At 71.8% G+C, this 18,678-nt stretch carries 16 protein-coding genes; 11 read left to right on the forward strand and 5 right to left on the reverse strand.

From position 1 onward, the window contains the following. The first annotated feature begins 240 nt into the window (after positions 1–240). From dxs to DMA15_RS28840, 3 genes are all read left to right on the forward strand, one after another. Positions 241–2,172, forward strand: a complete 1,932-nt coding sequence (dxs, locus tag DMA15_RS28830) for a 1-deoxy-D-xylulose-5-phosphate synthase (protein WP_125515648.1) — start codon at positions 241–243, stop codon at positions 2,170–2,172. Between the two features lie 158 nt (positions 2,173–2,330). Next, positions 2,331–3,833 carry an amino acid permease gene (locus tag DMA15_RS28835; protein WP_125515649.1) on the forward strand — a complete coding sequence of 501 codons (1,503 nt, stop codon included), beginning with the start codon at positions 2,331–2,333 and terminating at the stop codon, positions 3,831–3,833. A gap of 84 nt (positions 3,834–3,917) precedes the next feature. Beyond that, positions 3,918–5,414 carry a glycosyltransferase family 39 protein gene (locus tag DMA15_RS28840; RefSeq protein WP_125515650.1) on the forward strand — a complete coding sequence of 499 codons (1,497 nt, stop codon included), beginning with the start codon at positions 3,918–3,920 and terminating at the stop codon, positions 5,412–5,414. An 18-nt stretch (positions 5,415–5,432) separates the two neighbouring features. Here the strand turns inward: DMA15_RS28840 and DMA15_RS38050 are convergent, their stop codons facing one another. The 3 genes from DMA15_RS38050 to DMA15_RS28855 are packed head-to-tail and all read right to left on the reverse strand — an operon-like array spanning position 5,433 to position 7,639. Continuing rightward, entirely contained in the window at positions 5,433–6,119 is a 687-nt protein-coding gene (locus DMA15_RS38050) for a GAF and ANTAR domain-containing protein (RefSeq protein ID WP_125515651.1), read from the reverse strand. Between the two features lie 48 nt (positions 6,120–6,167). Next, positions 6,168–6,896, reverse strand: coding sequence for a GAF and ANTAR domain-containing protein (locus DMA15_RS28850; RefSeq protein WP_125515652.1), 729 nt, complete (start codon positions 6,894–6,896; stop codon positions 6,168–6,170). Next, positions 6,893–7,639 (reverse strand): GAF and ANTAR domain-containing protein, encoded by a 747-nt coding sequence (locus DMA15_RS28855; protein WP_125515653.1) that lies wholly within the window; start codon positions 7,637–7,639, stop codon positions 6,893–6,895. The genes DMA15_RS28850 and DMA15_RS28855 overlap by 4 nt, the downstream gene beginning before the upstream one ends. A gap of 310 nt (positions 7,640–7,949) precedes the next feature. Between DMA15_RS28855 and DMA15_RS28860 the strand changes: the two genes are divergently transcribed. Beyond that, positions 7,950–8,687, forward strand: a complete 738-nt coding sequence (locus tag DMA15_RS28860) for a GAF and ANTAR domain-containing protein (protein WP_125515654.1) — start codon at positions 7,950–7,952, stop codon at positions 8,685–8,687. Between the two features lie 183 nt (positions 8,688–8,870). Beyond that, positions 8,871–9,209, forward strand: a complete 339-nt coding sequence (locus tag DMA15_RS28865) for an STAS domain-containing protein (RefSeq protein ID WP_240659984.1) — start codon at positions 8,871–8,873, stop codon at positions 9,207–9,209. Positions 9,210–9,226: 17 nt separating this feature from the next. On the opposite strand, the gene DMA15_RS28870 is transcribed toward DMA15_RS28865, so the two are convergent. Continuing rightward, positions 9,227–10,207: a hypothetical protein gene (locus DMA15_RS28870; protein WP_240659985.1), complete on the reverse strand. Its 981-nt coding sequence runs from the start codon at positions 10,205–10,207 to the stop codon at positions 9,227–9,229. Between the two features lie 23 nt (positions 10,208–10,230). Between DMA15_RS28870 and DMA15_RS28875 the strand changes: the two genes are divergently transcribed. From DMA15_RS28875 to DMA15_RS28895, 5 genes are all read left to right on the forward strand, one after another. Further along, entirely contained in the window at positions 10,231–11,433 is a 1,203-nt protein-coding gene (locus tag DMA15_RS28875) for a CapA family protein (RefSeq protein WP_125515656.1), read from the forward strand. Positions 11,434–11,628: 195 nt separating this feature from the next. Next, positions 11,629–13,914 carry a HAMP domain-containing protein gene (locus tag DMA15_RS28880; protein ID WP_346428927.1) on the forward strand — a complete coding sequence of 762 codons (2,286 nt, stop codon included), beginning with the start codon at positions 11,629–11,631 and terminating at the stop codon, positions 13,912–13,914. 6 nt (positions 13,915–13,920) lie between these two features. Further along, positions 13,921–15,489, forward strand: coding sequence for a poly-gamma-glutamate synthase PgsB (pgsB, locus tag DMA15_RS28885; protein ID WP_125515657.1), 1,569 nt, complete (start codon positions 13,921–13,923; stop codon positions 15,487–15,489). Continuing rightward, positions 15,486–15,968 carry a poly-gamma-glutamate biosynthesis protein PgsC/CapC gene (locus tag DMA15_RS28890; RefSeq protein WP_125515658.1) on the forward strand — a complete coding sequence of 161 codons (483 nt, stop codon included), beginning with the start codon at positions 15,486–15,488 and terminating at the stop codon, positions 15,966–15,968. Before pgsB ends, DMA15_RS28890 begins: the two co-directional genes overlap by 4 nt. 16 nt (positions 15,969–15,984) lie before the next feature. Next, positions 15,985–17,058 carry an NlpC/P60 family protein gene (locus DMA15_RS28895; RefSeq protein ID WP_125515659.1) on the forward strand — a complete coding sequence of 358 codons (1,074 nt, stop codon included), beginning with the start codon at positions 15,985–15,987 and terminating at the stop codon, positions 17,056–17,058. 70 nt (positions 17,059–17,128) lie between these two features. Here DMA15_RS28895 and DMA15_RS28900 read toward each other — a convergent pair whose 3' ends face one another. Continuing rightward, on the reverse strand, positions 17,129–17,500 hold the full coding sequence (locus DMA15_RS28900) for an NTP pyrophosphohydrolase (RefSeq protein WP_125515660.1): 372 nt from the start codon (positions 17,498–17,500) through the stop codon (positions 17,129–17,131). A 74-nt stretch (positions 17,501–17,574) separates the two neighbouring features. Between DMA15_RS28900 and DMA15_RS28905 the strand changes: the two genes are divergently transcribed. Further along, positions 17,575–18,651: a hypothetical protein gene (locus DMA15_RS28905; RefSeq protein WP_125515661.1), complete on the forward strand. Its 1,077-nt coding sequence runs from the start codon at positions 17,575–17,577 to the stop codon at positions 18,649–18,651. The last annotated feature ends 27 nt before the right edge of the window (positions 18,652–18,678 follow it).

An 18,678-nucleotide genomic window follows, 5' to 3' on the forward strand; every position in this document is an offset into this window, starting at 1 on the left:
TGGGGGGTGCGTTTTCGGCCGCGGGTTCGTCGTGGCTGATCGCGCAGTTCCCCGCGCCCCTGACGGGGCCCTGACGGGCCCCTTAGGGGGTTTCCCCCGCGTCCCTCTTAGGGGCGCGGGGGGTCTTTGTGTGCGCCGGGAGCGGCTCCCCGGGCGCGGGGCGTGGTGGCGGAACATTAGACTCGACAGACCCGGCAACGCTCGAACAGCACATCTCAGCTCTACTGCAAGGAGGCACGGGTGCCGCTGCTGAACCGCATCACGGGACCGCGCGATCTTGACCGGCTCAGTCCCGAGGAGCTGAACCAGCTGGCCGGAGAGATCCGCGGCTTCCTCGTGGAGGCAGTCTCCAAGACCGGCGGCCACCTCGGCCCCAACCTCGGCGTGGTCGAGCTGACCATCGCCCTGCACCGCGTCTTCGAGTCGCCCAAGGACAAGGTCCTCTTCGACACCGGCCACCAGAGCTATGTGCACAAGCTGCTCACCGGCCGCCAGGACTTCGGCAACCTGCGCGGCAAGGGCGGCCTGTCCGGCTACCCCTCGCGCGCCGAGTCCGACCACGACGTGATCGAGAACAGCCACGCCTCCACGGTCCTCGGCTGGGCCGACGGCCTCGCCAAGGCCAATGAGGTGCGCGCCAAGGACGACCACGTCGTCGCCGTCATCGGTGACGGCGCGCTCACCGGCGGCATGGCCTGGGAGGCGCTGAACAACATCGCGGCCGCCAAGGACCGCCCGCTGGTGATCGTCGTCAATGACAACGAGCGTTCGTACGCTCCCACGATCGGCGGGCTCGCCAACCACCTGGCGACCCTGCGCACGACCGACGGCTACGAGCGGTTCCTGGCCCGTGGGAAGGACATCCTGGAGCGCACGCCGGTCGTCGGCAGGCCGCTCTACGAGACGCTGCACGGCGCCAAGAAGGGCCTGAAGGACTTCATCGCCCCGCAGGGCATGTTCGAGGACCTCGGCCTGAAGTACGTCGGCCCGATCGACGGCCACGACATCGAGGCCCTGGAGTCCGCGCTCCAGCGCGCCAAGCGCTTCGGCGGCCCGGTCATCGTGCACTGCATCACCGAGAAGGGCCGCGGCTACAAGCCCGCCGAGGAGGACGAGGCCGACCACTTCCACGGCATCGGCCCGATCCACCCCGACACCGGGCTGCCCATCGCGGCGGGCGGCATGGACTGGACGTCCGTGTTCGGCGAGGAGATGGTCAAGCTCGGCCACGAGCGCGAGGACATCGTCGCCATCACGGCCGCCATGCTCCAGCCCGTCGGCCTGGCCAAGTTCGCCAAGGCCTTCCCCGACCGGGTCTACGACGTCGGCATCGCCGAGCAGCACGCCGCCGTCTCCGCGGCCGGCCTCGCCACCGGCGGCCTGCACCCCGTCTTCGCCGTGTACGCGACCTTCCTCAACCGCGCCTTCGACCAGCTCCTGATGGACGTGGCCCTGCACAAGTGCGGCGTCACCTTCGTCCTGGACCGGGCGGGCGTCACCGGCACGGACGGCGCCTCGCACAACGGCATGTGGGACATGTCGATCCTCCAGTGCGTGCCGACCCTGCGGATCGCCGCCCCGCGCGACGCCGACCAGGTCCGCCTCCAGCTGCGCGAGGCCGTCGAGGTCGACGACGCCCCGACCGTCGTGCGCTACTCCAAGGGCGCGGTCGGCCCGGCCGTCAAGGCCGTCGGCACGGTCGGCGCCATGGACGTGCTGCGCCGGGCGAACACCGGCCGCCCGGACGTCCTGCTCGTCTCCGTGGGTGCGCTCGCCCCGATGTGCCTGGAGATCGCGGACCTGCTGAACAACCAGGGCATCACCACGACCGTCGTCGACCCCCGCTGGGTCAAGCCGGTCGACGAGGCGATGGCGCCGCTCGCCGAGAAGCACCGCGTCGTCGTCACCGTGGAGGACAACTCCCGCGCGGGCGGCGTCGGTTCGGCGATCGCCCAGGCCCTGCGCGACGCGGGCGTGGATGTGCCGCTGCGTGACTTCGGCATCCCGCCGCGCTTCCTGGACCACGCGTCCCGCAAGGAGATCATGGCCGAGATCGGACTGACCGCGCCGGACATCGCTCGCCAGGTCACCGGTCTGGTCGCCAAGCTGGACGGCAGGTTCGAGCGCGACACGGCCGCGGCCGTGGAGTCCGTGGAGCCCGCCCGCGACTGACGTCAACCGACACGGCCGATGGGCCGGTTCCGGCACCCTGTACGGGTGGTGGGACCGGCCCATTCGCGTGAATAGGGCCGTGCCGGGCGGTGCGGGATGCGCGGCCTCTCGATCATGTCGGGGACGACAAGCGTGGAGGCAAGCGTGGAGGTTCACCCGTGACAAGCACCCTGTTCCGAACAAAGAGCGTCGAGCAGTCCATCCAGGACACCGAGGAGCCGGAGCACGCGCTCAAGAAGTCGCTCTCCGCCCTCGACCTCACGGTCTTCGGCGTCGGTGTCATCATCGGCACCGGCATCTTCGTCCTGACGGGGAAGGTGGCCAAGGAGACCGCGGGGCCCGCCACCGCGCTCGCCTTCGTCGTCGCGGGCGTCGTCTGCGCGCTCGCGGCCCTCTGCTACGCGGAGTTCGCCTCGACCGTGCCGGTCGCCGGATCCGCGTACACCTTCTCCTACGCCTCACTGGGCGAGCTGCCCGCCTGGATCATCGGCTGGGACCTCGTGCTCGAATTCGCGCTCGGCACCGCCGTGGTCGCCGTCGGCTGGTCCGGCTATGTGCGGTCGCTGATGGACAACGCGGGCTGGCATCTGCCGGAGACGCTCACCGGGCCCGACGCCGCCGAGGGCTTCGGCTTCGACATCCTCGCCTTCGCCCTGGTGCTCGTCCTCACGGTCATCCTCGTCCTCGGCATGAAGCTCTCCGCGCGGGTGACCACGGTCGTCGTGGCCATCAAGGTGGCCGTCGTCCTGATCGTCATCATCGCGGGCGCCTTCTTCATCAAGGCCGACAACTACAAGCCGTTCATCCCCAAGGCGCAGGACGTGCCGCCGGGCGACAGCATCCAGTCGCCGCTGATCCAGCTGATGTTCGGGTACGCGCCCACCAACTTCGGCGTGCTCGGCATCTTCACGGCCGCCTCGGTCGTCTTCTTCGCCTTCATCGGCTTCGACATCGTGGCCACCGCCGCCGAGGAGACCAAGCTGCCGCAGCGCGACATGCCGCGCGGCATCCTCGGCTCCCTGCTCATCTGCACGGTCCTGTACGTCGCCGTGTCGATCGTCGTCACCGGCATGCAGCACTACAGCGAACTCTCCGTGGACGCGCCACTGGCCGACGCCTTCAAGGCCACCGGGCACCCCTTCTACGCGGGCATCATCAGCTTCGGCGCCGCCGTCGGCCTCACCACCGTCTGCATGATCCTGCTGCTCGGCCAGACCCGCGTCTTCTTCGCGATGAGCAGGGACGGACTGCTGCCCCGCTTCTTCTCCCACGTCCACCCGAAGTACAAGACGCCGCACCGCCCGACCATCCTGCTCGGCGTGCTCATCGCCATCCTCGCGGGCTTCACCAGCCTCAACGAACTCGCCGAACTGGTGAACATCGGCACGCTCTTCGCCTTCGTCGTCGTCGCCCTGAGCGTCCTCATCCTGCGCCGCACCCGCCCCGACCTGCACCGCGCCTTCCGCACCCCGCTGGTGCCCCTGGTGCCGATCCTCTCGGTGGCGGCCTCGGTGTGGCTGATGCTGAACCTGCCCGCCGAGACGTGGATGCGGTTCGGCATCTGGATGGCGCTCGGCTTCGTCGTCTACTTCGCGTACGGGCGCTCGCACAGCCAGTTGGGCCGACGCGGCAAGCAGCTCTCCGCCGACGACGCACGGTAGTCACCCGCCGTTCGGCAGGCATTCCTCCCCGGCCCCGTATGTCCCGATCCATTCGGAACTGCGGGGCCGGATAGCGTGCACCATATGCTCGCCGCGCCCGCCGCCTCACCACGCTCCGTACGCGGCCTCCGGGTGCCGGGGCCGCGCAAGGAGCACGTCCCCGAGCCCCCGGCCGCCTACTGGAGGCGCCTGCTCCCGCTGCTCGCCGCCCTGGCGTGCGTGACCCGCCTGCCGTCCTTCCGGTGGCCGCTGTGGAACCCCGACGAGGGCTATCTCGCCGTCCAGGCCCGGATATTGGCCGACGGCGGCGAGCTGTACGAGACGGTGGTCGACCGCAAGCCGCCGCTCGTCCCCTGGCTCTACGCGGGCGCCTTCGCGCTCTTCGGCGACTCCTCGCTGCTGCCGCTGAAGGTCCTCGCGGTCGCCGCGCAGCTCCTGACGGCGGTGCTCCTCGCCTCGCTGGCCCGGCGCCGCTGGGGCAACGGCGCGGGCCGCACGGCGGGCGTCCTGTACCTCCTGGTCTCGATCGGCCTCAACCCGGAGGACGCGCAGGCGGCGAGCTTCGAGGTCTTCATGCTGCCGTGCACGGCCGCCGCGATGTGGTGCGCGGACCGCCGCCGGTGGGGCGCGGCGGGGGCCGCGGTGGCCTGCGCCTTCCTGGCCAAGCAGACCGGGGGAGCGGTACTGCTGCCGGTGCTCTGGCTGCTGTGGCGGGGCGGGCCTCCCCGGCGGGACGTCCTGCGCCTCGGCGCCGGTCTGTGCGCCCCCGTCCTGGCCGCGGCCGCCCTGACGACGCCCTCGGGTTTCCTGTTCTGGACGGTGACCGGCTCGGGCGCGTACGCCTCCTTCACCGGCTCCGAACTCCACGTCCTGGGCCGGGGGTTGGCGAACGCCGCGGTCCTCGCGGCGGCCTGCGCGGGCCTCCTTCCGCCGGTCGTACGCGTCCTGCGCATCGCCCGCACCGGAGCGGCCGAGCTGTGGCTGTGGCTCGCCTCGTCGGTGGCCGCGGTCCTCCTCGGCTTCCACTTCTTCGGCCACTACTACCTGCAACTCATGCCGCCGCTTGCCCTGTTGGGGACGGCGGCACTACAGATCCTGCCGCGCGAACGGACGGCCCGCGCGCTCGTGACGTCGGGGTGCGCCTGCGCCCTGTTCCTGGCCTGGGGCCTGCTCGCGCCGCGCCCCGAACTGGCCCACGCCACGCGCCTCGCCGAGACCGTCAGGGCACACACCGGCCCCCAGGACCGGGTGCTGCTGTGGGGCATACACCCGGAGGGTTACTGGCTGGCCGACCGCGCCCCCGCGAGCCGCTTCCTCACGGCAGGCCTGCTCACCAACTACAGCGGCGGCCGCAACGGCCCGCAGGTGGGCGAGAAGTACGCGGTCCAAGGCGCCTGGCCCGCCTTCCGGGAGGAGTGGCGGGCCCACCCCCCGGCGCTGGTGGTGGACGACTCCCGGGGCAAGCCGTACGCCCCATCCCGCGTCCCGTCCCTGCGCAGGGCCCTGGCGGTGGGGTACGAGCCGGTGCTGTGGGTGGAGGGAGCGGTGGTGTACGTGCGGGTGGAGGAGCGGGGGCGGTGAGGGCCGCGCGGGGGCACGTCAGTCGAGGGTGTGGTGGGTCAGGACGTGGTCGGCGGTCTGGTGCAGGGGCTGGCCGTGGCGGAACGCGTGGGCGCGCATCCGGGCCAGGGCGTCGTCCGGGGGCAGCTGGTACGCCTCGGCGAGCACGCCCGCGGCCAAGTGGACGCTGGGCGGGAAGCCTTGCGGTCCCGGCCGGGTGGGGCGGTGTTCGGCGGTGAGCAGGTGGGGGTGCGCGTCGAGGGCGAGCAGGGCGAGGACGCGGGCGTAGGCGCGGGCGAGGGCCTTGTGCCGGGGGCTGAGGAGGCCGGGGGCGGTGCGGTAGATGTTCACGGCGCCGACGCGCAGATGGCCGGTGGTCAGGGGCAGCGCGGTCACGGAGCGCAGGCCCTGCTCGGCGGCGGCCTGCGTGAAGGCCGGCCAGCGGCCGAACGCCTGGTCCAGGTCGGCTTCCTCGACCAGGGCACGCCCCACATAGGCATCGGTGCAGGGGCCCTCGCCGGTGGTGAGCTGGGCGTCCTCCATACGCCGGGCACGCCCGTCCGTGGTGTGGGCCAGCAGGCGCAGTTCACCGGCGACGACCAGCGTCACGCCGAGGCAGTCTGCCTCCAGATCCGCGACGCAGGCACGGCAGGCCGCGGCGAGGGTGATGCCGCCGTCGGCGGAGCCGATCCTGCGCCAGGCGGCGGTGTGGTCGTCGTCATCCATGAGGCGGGTGTCCCAACGAGAGGTCGCGGGAGGCGGGACCCGAGGGGGTCAGGGGCGCGCGATGGCTTCGGAGTCGAGCTGCCCCTCGATGAGTTGGCGGCAGAGCTGGGTCAGGCCGAGCTGGTGGGAGCGGGCGTGGCGGCGCAGGGCGTCGAAGGCGTCGTCGACGCCGGTGTTCCAGCGTTCGGCGAGGACGCCCTTGGCCTGCTCGATGAGGATGCGGCTGGTCAGGGCCGCGTGCATCTGCGCGCGCTGCTGGTTGGCGTGGGCGAGGGTGCGGTGCTGGAGGATGGCGATGGTCGCCACGTCCGCCAGGGCCTGCGCGACCCGCGCGTCGGCGGGGGAGAGGTTCTGGGGGCGGGCGTCGAACAGGTTGAGCGCGCCGATGACCGCTTCGCGCAGGCGCATCGGCAGCGCGTGGCTGACGACGAAACCGGCCTTGCGGGCCCGGCCCGCGAAGACCGGGAAGGGGCTGGTCTGCACCGGTGAGGTGAGGTCGATGTTCAGCCGGGCCGCGCCGCTGCGGTGGCACTCCACGCACGGGCCCTCGTCATGCTGGAGGGCGAAGAGTTCCAGGAGGCGGGTGTGCTCGTCGGATGCGGCGATCAGCTGGAGCCTGCCGCCCGGGTCCTCGATCATGACTCCCACCGCCGACACATCGAGCAGCTCCAGGCAGCGGTCGCACAGCATGTGCAGGAAGTCGATCAGATCGAAGTCGTCGACAAGTGTGTCGACCGCGTCGATGACGGCCGCCAGCAGGCGTTCTTCTCGAGTCATGGCCCTTCAGTCCCTCCGCCGGCCAAAGGCGCCCGGCCGTCTCCATCATCATGGCGAAAATGCACCCGGCGGGCCACCACGTCCTCGGCTACCTCGTTCAACGGCCGACCGTGGCGGAAGGCGTGGGCCCGCAGCCGGATCAGCGCCTCGGCGAGGGAGACTCCGGCCTGCACGCTGATCATCCCGGTCGCCTGGTGCACCGCGGCCCGGTAGAAGTCCGAGCCGTCCTCCGCGGCGGCGAAGGCGGCCCACTGCCCGGCGTCCTGCACGAGCGCGGCGGTCAGCGCGTGCGTGACAATCCACGCGTCGGCGAGCGGCATCTCCTCCAGCGGGCCGGGCCTCGCGCGTTGCAGGGTCATGGTGCCCAGGCAGGCGCTGCCGGCGAGCAGGGGGAGGCAGAACACCGCCCTGATCCCCAGTGCCAGCGCCTCGGGCAGCAGGACCGGCCATCGGTCGACCGGCTCGCGCACCAGGTCGGGGACCGACACGGCCGTGCCGGACGCGGCGACCTCGGGGCCCGGCCCCTCACCCAGGGTGAACTGCAGGTCCTCCAGCTGGGTGCTGACACCCGGGGTGGACCACAGCAGTTCGTTCAGGCCGCTGCCCACCGTCACCGAGACCGCCACGCCGTCGACTCCCAGCGCACGGGCGCACCGCAGGGCGTCCGCGCCGACCAGGCCGCCGCTGCCGGGCGCCGGGAGCAGGCTCGCCAGTACAGCGGCGAGGTCGCCCTTGGGGACCACGGCGCGTCACCTCCTGCCTGGCCGAGTCGCCGGGGAACGTCATGTCCAGTCTATGGGGCGCATCCCTTGTGAGGCAGTCGCAGTGGCGGGCGGTGACAGTGGTGGGCGGGTACCGCGGCGGGCGGTGCCAGGAGCGTAAGGTGGAAGCAAGCTGCCCGTACCCGCACACACGGTTACGTCTCGTACGGCAACCCTGACATTGGCTTCCGATCAAGGGCAGCATCGGCGGTTGAGTGCCAAAGATCGGAAGCACGGCCATGTGCACACACCTGGGCGCGCGCTCTCTGCCCGCCCCCCGCGTCTGTCTCCCGTGACCAGCACCCGGGCGGCAGCCGTGGAGCTCGCCGCCCTCCACCTCGACCGCCCCGACCCGGCCACCAGTCTCGTGCGAGCATGCCGGACCGCTCTCAGCCGGCGCTGCTCGGTGGGGCTGACGCTGGCTGCGGACGCGGCCCTGGCCCAGCGCGTCTCCCTGGCCGCCGTCGGCCCGCTGGCCGAGCGGGGAGAAGCACTGCAGATCAATCTGGGCGAAGGCCCCTGCGTCCAGGCACTGAGCCGTCTCGCGCCGGTCCTCGCCCCCGACCTCGACGACACGGACGTCACCGGCGCGTGGCCGGTCTACGCCGAGCAGGCCCGCGCCCACGGCATCCGGGCCGTCTTCGCGCTCCCCGCCGTCGACCCCCGCTACACCGTCCCCCAGCCGGGGCTCGTGCTGTGTCTCTACCGCGACCGGCCCGGCGCCCTTCCCGAAGCGGACCTGCGCACCGCCCGCACGCACGTGCACGCCGCCGAGCTGCTGCTGCTCGCCGTTCCCACCCCCGGCGAGGACGACGCCGCCGATGCCTGGCTGCTGCCCGCCGACGCCGTCGTCCACCAGGCCACCGGCATGATCAGCCACCGCCACGCCCTCACCACCGGCCAGGCACTCGCGCTGCTGCGCTCACACGCGCACGCCCTCGGCACCGATCTGACCGGCCTCGCCCACGCCGTCGTCCACCGCGGCATGCGCCTGCCCGACCCGCCCCCACCGGACCCCATCGGCCCATGAGCCCGGGCCTCCCGGCGCGGCCCCCTACTAGCAGGGGGCAACGGGCGCCGCAGGTGTTCCGCCGAACTGCTCCACGGCACCGCGGGGCGTCCTACTGTGTGGCGTCGGCCCAGACCCCGTCGGCGGTCCGCCCCCTCCCGGGGGGTCAGTGCGCTTCGCCGAGCGAGAGTCATGCCCTTCCCGTTGCCAGCCGCCAGCTGTATCGCGTCCGTACACACCCATGGCACCGGCACCCTCGTCCGCCTGTGCGGCGAGATCGACATTGCCACCGCACCCGACATCTCCGACTACCTCGACACCCTGTCCTACGCCGGTGCCGCCGAGCTGCTGATCGATCTGCGCCAGGTGGAGTTCATGGACGGCTCCGGAGTACGTCTCCTCAACCGCGCCCGCGCCCGGGGCGACGGACGGCTGCGCGTCATCTGCACGGATCCGACCACGCTCCGGCTCCTTCGCCATCCGAGCCTGCGCATGTGGTTCGACATCCTGGACCACCTGCCTCCACCGGTCGTGGACGGCTGAGCCCCAGCCCCGCCGCCTCAGCCCCGCCGCCACGCCCGCGTCACGTCCGCGAGCGCGGCGACCGCCTCGCCCGCTTGGTCGCGGTCCTCGCGGAGGCGGGGGCCGAACTCCACGTGCAGGAACGGAACGTCGCGGGCCGTGGCCGCGCGGCCCTGGACGTTGGTGCGGCCCGCCAGGGGGCAGGACCGGGCCCAGGCGCGGCACACGTCGTAGCCGCGCTTCTTGAGGTCGTCGGCGAGGGCGCGGCCCTCGCTGACCGCCTCCCTGCCCCGGCCCGTGGAGGCGACCACGTCATGGTCCGGAGCGGAGTCTTCCGCCATGCCGTGCAGCTGTATGCCCGGCAGTCCGCGCCGCACCAGTTCGTCGCAGACGGCGTGGAAGACGCTGTCCCGGCGGTGCGCCACGTCCGCCTCGTCGCCGCGGCCCGCTTTGCGATGTGCTCCCGCGACGATCAGCACGCCGCCGGAGGCGCGGCTGAGGAGCTGTGCGCCGAGCCGTTCGGTGTGGCGGTCGGCCACGGGGTGGGGGACCTGGGCCGACCAGCGCACGGGGGAGCCGAGGTCGACGTAGACGCGGCCCCAGCCGCGCGGTGCGGCGCCGCCCTCGGCGCGGTCGGCGATCTCCGCGTACCGCCGCCCGGTGGCTTCGTCGGTGACCGTGCGGATCGCGAAGTCCACGTCGGACAGGCGGTGTTCGGCCTCCTCGCGGCGGCCGTCGAGAAGCAGGCCGACGCCCGCGGCGACCGTCCTGCGGTCGGAGCGGGAGGGGCGGCGGTAGCCGGTGTCCTCGTCGAAAGCGGCGGTGTAGGCGGTGATCTCCCGCTCCAGGCCGGGCGCGGGCGCCGTGGCGGACGGCTCCCGGTGCTCCCGCGAGGGCGCCCGGCCCTTGTCCGACGAGCCGCCGGAGCACTGCACGAGACTGAGGACACAGGCGGTCACGGCGGCGAGAAGCCCTAGCTTCTTTGCTGCTGCTACCGGCCGGATGTGGGAGTTCATCATGGTTGTATAAAGATAGCCCTGTGATGACACGTCCCTCCCGCAGGCATTTCGTGACCTGTGCGGCCTCCGCGCTCCTGCTGCTCGCCACTGCCGCCTGCGGCCCTTTCGGCGATGACGACGAAGCCGCCGACGGCGGTCCCTCGTTCACCGTCGCCGCAGCGGGCGACATCCTGATCCACCCGCAACTCACCGACCAGGCCCGCAAGGACGCCAAGGCCACGGGCAAGGGCGAGAAGGGCATCGACTTCGGGCCGCTGATGGCCGGGGTCAAGCCGGTCATCAGCAAGGCCGACCTCGGCATCTGCCACTTCGAGCCGGTGGTCGGCAAGCCCGGCGGCCCCTTCCAGAGCTACCCGGACTTCCTGGTGCCGCCGCAGATCGCCACGGCCATCAAGGGCGTCGGCTACGACCAGTGCTCCACCGCCTCGAACCACACGCTCGACCACGGCCCCGCCGGAGTCACCCGCACCCTCGACACGCTCGACAAGGCCGGTCTGCGCCACACCGGCTCGGCGCGGAGCGCCGCGGAGGCGAACAAGCCGCTCATCACCGAGGTGAAGGGCGTCAAGGTCGGCCAGATCGCCTTCGCCTTCGGGTTCAACGGCCGCGAGGTCCCCAAGGACAAGCCGTGGATCGTCAACCAGAACGACTTCGACGCGATCGCCGCCGCCGAGAAGAAGGCGCGCAAGGCGGGCGCCGAGGTCGTGATCCTCAGCATCCACTGGGGCCGTGAGAACCAGCCCAACGCCAGCGCCCCGCAGATCAGGCTCGCCCGCAAGATCGCGACCGAGACCGGCATCAACCTCGTCATCGGCCACCACGCGCACGTCGTCCAGCCGATGGAGAAGGTCGACGGCACCTGGATCGCGTACGGGCTCGGCAACCAGGTCGCCCGGCACGACGTGCCGAGCGGTCTGACCGAGGAGGGCGTGGTCGGCTGGTTCGAGTTCGTCAAGCGCGGCGGCGAGTGGGACGTGGACGCCAAGTACGTACCCACGTTCGTGGACATCCCGCCGGACCCGGACGAGACCGGTGCCCTGCCCAAGGGGGCGGTCGAGGACCACCGGCTCCTGGACGTGGCCGCCACCCTGCGCGACGGCGACGGCCTCAGCGAGCAGCAGCGCTCCCGCTACCGCCTGGCCTTCGAGCGCACCCAGGGCACGCTCCTGAACAGGGGCGCGAGCAAGGACGGGCTCGAACCGCTGGAAGGGTTGCCGGCCGACTGACCGGAAGGACCGCTTCCGGCTGATCCGAGGGGCAAACCCTCGATCGGTGCGAGCTAGCTCACATTTCGAGTACTTCGTACATCCCTCCGGATGGGTCGCGGGTCAAAGCTCTCCGGAACGCATCACCCTGCGCTTCCGCACCCCCGCGTCACCGTGCGCTTACGCGCCCGCGTCATTCCAGGAGAGGAGCACCCCTTGGCCGCTTCGCGTTCGAAGCGGCGGCACAAGGTCCGCCGAAGGACCGACATGTCACTGCTGGGCGGCATCCGTCCCCCCATCGCCGTGCTGTCGGTCCTGCTCCTCGCCCTCGCGGGCATCACCGCCCTCACCCTCGGCCGCGCCGGACAGGAGGCGGTCCCCAAGGCGGTCAAGCTGTCCCAGCAGCACTTCGCCGAGGACGGCGCCATCGCGCTGCGCGCCTCCATCGACGAGTCCGTCACCGACCTGACCCGGACCGCCGAACTCTTCAGCGCGGGCGAACCGGTGCAGCCGGACGCCGTCCTCGACAAGATCGGCAGCGTCTACCAGAAGTGGATGGGCACCGCGGTCGTCGAGATCTCCTCGGGCAAGCTCCTCGCCGCCCGCGGTGAGAACCTCCCCCTGACCGCCATCGACCGCGGCGCCCTCGCCGACAAGGACGGCCTGGCGCCGCGCATGGTGCGCCTGGAGAACGGCGAGACCCGGCTGCTCTCCTTCGCGCTGCTCACCTGGAAGGGCCAGCCGCAGCAACTCCTCGTCGCCTCCAGCAGCCTGCGCTTCCCCGGCATCAGCCTCGGCAAGTTCCGCTCCATCGCGGTCGTCGGCCAGGACGGCCACGTGCTGAGCACCGACGGCATCCCCGAGCCCGAGCAGGTCCTCACCGACCTCCAGCGCGAGGAGGTCAAGCAGTCCAACAAGCAGCTCAAGGCGTTCGCGAAAGCCGCCGCGAAGAAGGCCCGCACCCACCCCCTCATGTCCAAGGAGCCCGGCTCGGGCGGCTTCCTCGGCGTCAGCGGCCACCTCACCGGCGAGCGCTACCTCGGCGAGCGCGCCATCGGCGGCTACGCGAGCCTCGCCGGACCCGAGGCGGGCAAGCCCACCGTGGCCACCCGGCTCGGCCTCACCGTCGTCGCGCAGGTCCCGGTCGCCGAGGACCCCACGGCCACCAACAGCTCGGCCTTCGGGCTGCTCGCCGCGGCCGCCCTGCTGCTCATCGGCGGCACCACCGTCTACCTGCTCCTGCGGACCGTCCAGCGCCCGCTCATCCGGCTCTTCCTGGAGGGCCGCCGCCTGAGCCGGGGCGACCTCGAACGGCCCGTCACCGTGCCGAAGTCCGGCGAGGCCGCCCGCATCGGCGCCGCGCTCGAACGCCTGCGCCGCCAACTGCTGGGCGAGCCCGCCGACCGGCCGGAGAAGAGCGGCCGCCGCCGGTTCGGCAGCCGCACGCTGATCGCGGTCTGCGGAGTGCTCCTGCTCGCCTGGTCCGCGCCGCTCATGCTGCTGCTCAACCGCGCCGGCGACACCGTCGTCGTACCGCAGCAGATGGTCAACGACCAGCGCGAGCGCACCGACACCCTCACCGACCGCGTCCGCCGCGCCCTCAACGAAGGCCACGCCGACCTCACCTCCGTCGCCTCCCTCATGGGCGACCGCACCAAGCCCTCGGACATGGCCAAGGTCCTGGAGAGCACCCTCAACCAGCACCCCCGCTACCAGTCCCTGTACGTCCTCGACGCCAAGGGCAAGGTCCTGGCCGAGGCCGGCGACGACCCCCGCAGCCCGTCCGGCAAGGGCCCCTCCACCCAGCCCATCCGCGTCCTCGACGAGGGCGGCAAGGAGCCGGTCATCCTCGGCACCGCCGAGGTGCAGGGGCGCCAAGGAGCCGCCGTGGTGGGCGAGTTCCGCATCGACTTCCTCAACTCGCTGCTCAAGCGCCCCGGCCTCGGCGAGGTACGCGTCGTCGACGACAAGCGCAAGGTGATCGGCGCCAACACCGGCTACCGCGAGTTCGAGGGGCTGCCGAGCGGCCGCCTCGACGCGCTCGCCGAGGGCACCGGCCAGAAGGTCGGCCTCAGCCCGCGCCCCAGCGGCGTCCTCTACCGCGACGGCGACGACATCCAGATCGCGGCCGCCGCGCCCTTCGTCGGCGGCGGCGCGGCCCACGCGCTCGGCTGGACCGTGCTCAGCTGGCAGCCCGCCTCGGGCCTCGCCATCCCCGAGTACAGCCTGCAGAACCGCACCGTACTCGCCGGTCTCCTCGGCATCACCGCGGCGGCGGCCTGCCTGGGCTGGCTGCACATCGTCGTCGTACGACCGCTGCGGCACCTCGCCGACCAGGCGGAGGCGCTCGCCGACGGGGACCGCAAGACCGTCCTGTACCCGCGCCACCACGACGAGGTCGGCGCGGTCACCCGCAGCCTGGAACTCATCAGGCAGCAGCTGCCGACGGGCACCCAGCGCAAGCGGGACGGCGTCACGGCCGGCCTCGCCGGAAGGAACTGAACCGCCGTGCTCTTCCTCTACACCGTACTCATGGTGTGCTGCGCCATCCTGCTGGCGGCCGGAGTCGTCGAACAGCGGCGGCACTTCGGCAACCTGGAGCACATCCCCACCCGGGTCCTCGTCAACGGCATCCGCGGCAAATCCTCCATCACCCGCCTGTGCGCGGGCGCGCTGCGCGGCGGCGGGCTCACCACGGTCGCCAAGACCACCGGCACCGCGGCGCGGTTCATCCACCCGGACGCCACCGAGGAGCCCGTCTACCGCAAGTTCGGCATCGCCAACGTCGTCGAGCAGATCGGCATCGTGCGGCGCGCCGCCGCGTACCACCCGGACGCCCTGGTCATCGAGTGCATGGCGGTCATGCCTGCCCTCCAGGAGATCAACCAGTCCAAGCTGATCCGCTCCACCATCGGCGTGCTCTGCAACGTCCGCGAGGACCACCTCGCCGAGATGGGCCCCACCCTCGACGACGTGGCGCGCTCGCTGTCGCGCTCCATGCCCGAGGGCGGCATCTGCGTCACGGCGGAGAAGGACCGTTACGCCATCCTCAAGGAGGAGGCCGACGCCCGGAACTGCGAGCTGATCTACGCCGATCCCGAGACGGTCACCGACGACGAGCTGCGCGGCTTCAGCTGGTTCACCTTCAAGGAGAACGTGGCGATCGCGCTGAAGGTCGCCGAACTCCTCGGCGTCGGCCGCGAGGTCGCCCTCCAGGGCATGTACGACGCGCCGCCGGACCCCGGTGTCCTCTCCGTCGAGCGGTACGCCACCGAGGACGGCAAGAAGCTCCGCTTCGCCAACGTCTTCGCGGCCAACGACCCCGAGTCGACGCTGATGAACATCAATCAGCTGCTCGACCTCGGCGCCATCCACCGCCCGCTCAACGTCGTCATCAACTGCCGCCCCGACCGAGTCGAGCGCAACGGCCAGATGGGCGAGATCATCCCCGACCTCCGGCCGGACAAGGTCTTCGTCATCGGCCACCCCGCCAAGTCCGCCATCGACGCGATCCCCGCCGAGTGGCGTGCGCGCGCCGTCGACCTCGGCGGCGACCGGCGCGACCCCGAGGAGTTCATGCGCGAGATGCTCGCGCAGCTCGGCCCCGACTCCTCACTCGTGGCGATCGGCAACATCCACGGCCAGGGCGAGCTGCTCCTGGAGCACCTCGCGGAACTGCCGCCGGACGAGAGCGAGGAGCAGGCTCCCGAGGAGCCCGCCCCGTTCTACGAGCCGCACGTCGACCCGTACCAGCACTACTCCGAGGCGTACGAGACGCGGTACACGGGCCAGCACCAGCAGGTCCACGTGCCGGTGCAGCGCACCACGGACCAGCCGTACGAGACGCACCGCGAGTACGAGCCGTATGACACGTATGAGCCGTACGAGCAGCAGACGTACGCGCCCCACGAGCAGCAGCCCTACGAGCAGCAGTCCTACGAGCATCAGTCCTACGCGCCCGCGGACACCTACGCCCAGCCCCCCGCCCCCCGCGGCCTCTTCGAGCCGCGGGTGCCGCCCGCACCGCCCGCCGCAGACGACACCCAGCAGTGGCACAGCCCAGGAGAGCCCCGTTGATTCCCTCCGTCCTCACCCCCGAGATCGCCGCGGTCGGCATCGCGCTCGGGCTGCTCTTCTCGCTGGTCTGCTATCTGACGACCAACCTCTCGCCCGGCGGCATGATCACCCCGGGCTGGCTGGCGCTGACCCTCGTCGAGGACCTGCAGCGCGCGGCCATGGTGGTCGGCGTGACCGTCCTGACGTACGCCGGCACCCTGCTGATGCAGAAGTTCGTGATCCTCTACGGCAAGCGGCTCTTCGCCGCGGTCGTGCTGCTCGGTGTGACGCTCCAGGCGACCGTGATGATCGTGCTGTCCATCGAGTTCCCGCTCATGTACGCGAACCAGACCCTCGGCTTCATCGTCCCCGGCCTGATCGCCTACCAGCTGGTGCGCCAGCCCAAGGGCCCCACGCTGCTCGCCACGGGCTCGGTGACGCTCATGGCCTACGTCGTCCTCACCGCCGGGATCCTCCTCGGCTTCATGCCGTCCGCCTGATTCCCAGGAGTCATTCATGCCGCCCAAGAAGAAGCGTCCCGTCCTGCACGCGGCGACCATCCTCGCCCTGCTCGCGGGCAGCGCCTATCTGACCGTGGAACTGCGCAAGGACGAGGCGGCCAAGGCGCCCAAGGTGCAGGCCGTCACCGACACCCCGGAGCTGCACAACAGCACCGGTCAGCAGGCGAGCGGGAAGCAGACGTGGGAGCGCCTGAAGAACCCCGACCGCTCCGTCCTGCGCACCGAGGGCGGCAAGGTCCTCGCCACCTTCACCGACGGCGCCCGCAGCGCGACGCTGACCGGCCCGAGCCGCACCTTCACCGAGCCCGCGAACACCAAGTCCCGGGTGGTGACCAACGACTGGGTGCGGCTGATGCCGGAGACCTGGCGCGAGGGCGCGGAGAAGGAGAAGTGGTTCAAGGACTGGTACAAGGAGTTCTCCGGCAGCGAGGAGGACGACATCTTCGCGATGGCCTTCCAGTACGTGGAGGGCGCCCCGGTCAAGAAGGACGACGAGGGCATCGCGTACGCCGGTGACGCCAACTTCGGTCCGCTGAACCCGGACGGCAGCGCGGGCAACGACCTGCGCCTGGAGCAGTCCGACTTCTTCGACTACCTCGGCATCCCGTACACCTTCCGCAACGGCACCACCATCCAGCCCGAGAAGGCGCGCGCCCGCTCGATGGACTGCTCCGGGTTCATCCGCACGGTCTTCGGCTACCGGGCCCGCTACCCCCTGATGGCCGACGACCGGTCCGGCGACGGCCTGCCCCGCACCGCCAACGGCATGGCGCGCGGCAAGGCGGGCGCGGACGTCATCGAGCTGAAGGGGGTCGGCGCGGCCGACCGGCCCAAGTCCATCGATGTGATCCAACCCGGCGACCTGGTCTTCTTCAAGCTGGACGCCCGTACGAAGCAGCGGCTCGACCACGTCGGCATCTTCCTCGGCCACGACGCCGACGGCCACAAGATCTTCATCTCGAGCCGCGAGGAGGTCAACGGCCCCACGATCGGCGACAAGGGCGGCACGTCACGCCTCGACGGCAATGGCTATTACGCCACGACGCTGCGCAGCGCCAAGCGGCTCTAGCTCTGCGCTGGGTCGGCTTTGCGTAACCCGCGGGCCGCAGGGGGCCGGTCGCGCAGTTCCCCGCGCCCCCTTAGGGGGAGCGGACCGCCCTCGGGCCCGCGCATTCCGCGCCCACCTCGCCCACTCTGCGGCGCAGTTCGCGGTCGGCCGTGACCACCAGACACGGCCGGCCCGCCGCCTCGGCGGCCACCTCCACGATGCGGTCGTCGCCGCTGCCCGGCGCGCTCTCCACGCGCACACCCGGCACGGACTCCACACCCCGGGCCGCCCCTTCGACGACGAGGACGATGTCCAGCGGTCCCGGACGCCCCTCGATCCCCTCCTCGGCGTACGCGACGAGCCGGTCCCGCAGCCGCTCGGCGGCCCCGCGGCGGTCGTGCCACCATCCGTCGGGCACGGAACCGACGACGTTCGCGCCGTCGACGACGACAAGAGTTCTCATGCGGCAAACGTAAACTAATAGGCAAAACGCTGTGCGCACGTGGACGTGCGTGAACGGGGAGGTCGCCGCCAGTCATGCCGTCGAGGACGAGGGCCGTCAGCACCGGAGCCCCGGATACCGCCCGCTGGCTGCTGCGCGGCAAGGACGGCCGCCTCACCGCGTACGCCCGCGCCGAGGGCGGGCTGCTGCGCTGGACCGAGAGCGCGCCCGGCGGACCGGACTGGACGGGCCCCGACTTCTTCGAGGCGCCCGGCCTGACCTACCTCACCCTGGCACAGGGCGCCGACGGGTACGTGCACTTCGTCGGCCGCGGCGAGCGGCGCGAAGCTGACGGCAAGGTCGTCGTCGACCTCGTGCACTCCATCCAGTACCAGACGGGCCGCCCCCTCATGGACTGGCGCCCGATCGGCAACCCGCACACCAAACTCGTCGAGCGCGCACCCCACCTGGGCGCCCCCGCGGCCGCCGTGGACGCCCAGGGCACGGTCCACGTCTTCGTGCGGGACGCCGTGAACAGCGTACGGATGCGCCGTGAGGGCAAGGGCGGCAAGTGGGAGGGGTGGAAGGACTTCAAGGTCCGCGAGGCCCTTGACGGCATCACCGCCCTCGCCACCTCCACCGGCCGTGTGGAGGTCCTCGCGCCCGGCGCCAAGGCGACGCTGCGCTGGACCCAGGAGAAGCAGGGCGGCGAACTCACCCGCGCCGACGACATCCCGCTCGCCCCGGTACCCGGCTCGGGCACCCTCCTGGAGACCGCCCCCGACCGCCTCACGTACTACGCGGCCGACGCGCTCGGCAGCGGCATCCTCGCCCACCGCCCGGCGGACGGCGGCTCGGCGATCCCGCTCGGCGGCGCCCCGGGCACCGGACCCGTCGCGGCGCTGCGGACGGCCATAGACGGCTACGACTGCACGGTCCTCGCACACCGCACCAGCACCGGCCGCCCCGCGCTCGCCGCGTTCCCCACGGAGGACGAGGACGCGGGCCTGTGGTGGGCCGGGACCGGTGAACCCTGCCTGGGCGCCCCGGCGTTGGCGCTCGACGCGCGGGGCCGCGTGGTCATGGCGGCGATCGGCCTCGACGGCACGCTGCGCCTCGCCCGCCAGAAGGCGGAGCCGGGCCTCGCCCTTGAGGCGTGGACCACGGTGTGAGCAGACGGCAGTGGGCCGTACGGGAGT

Source organism: Streptomyces sp. WAC 01529, from assembly GCF_003945545.1.
GTDB lineage: Bacteria > Actinomycetota > Actinomycetes > Streptomycetales > Streptomycetaceae > Streptomyces > Streptomyces anatolicus.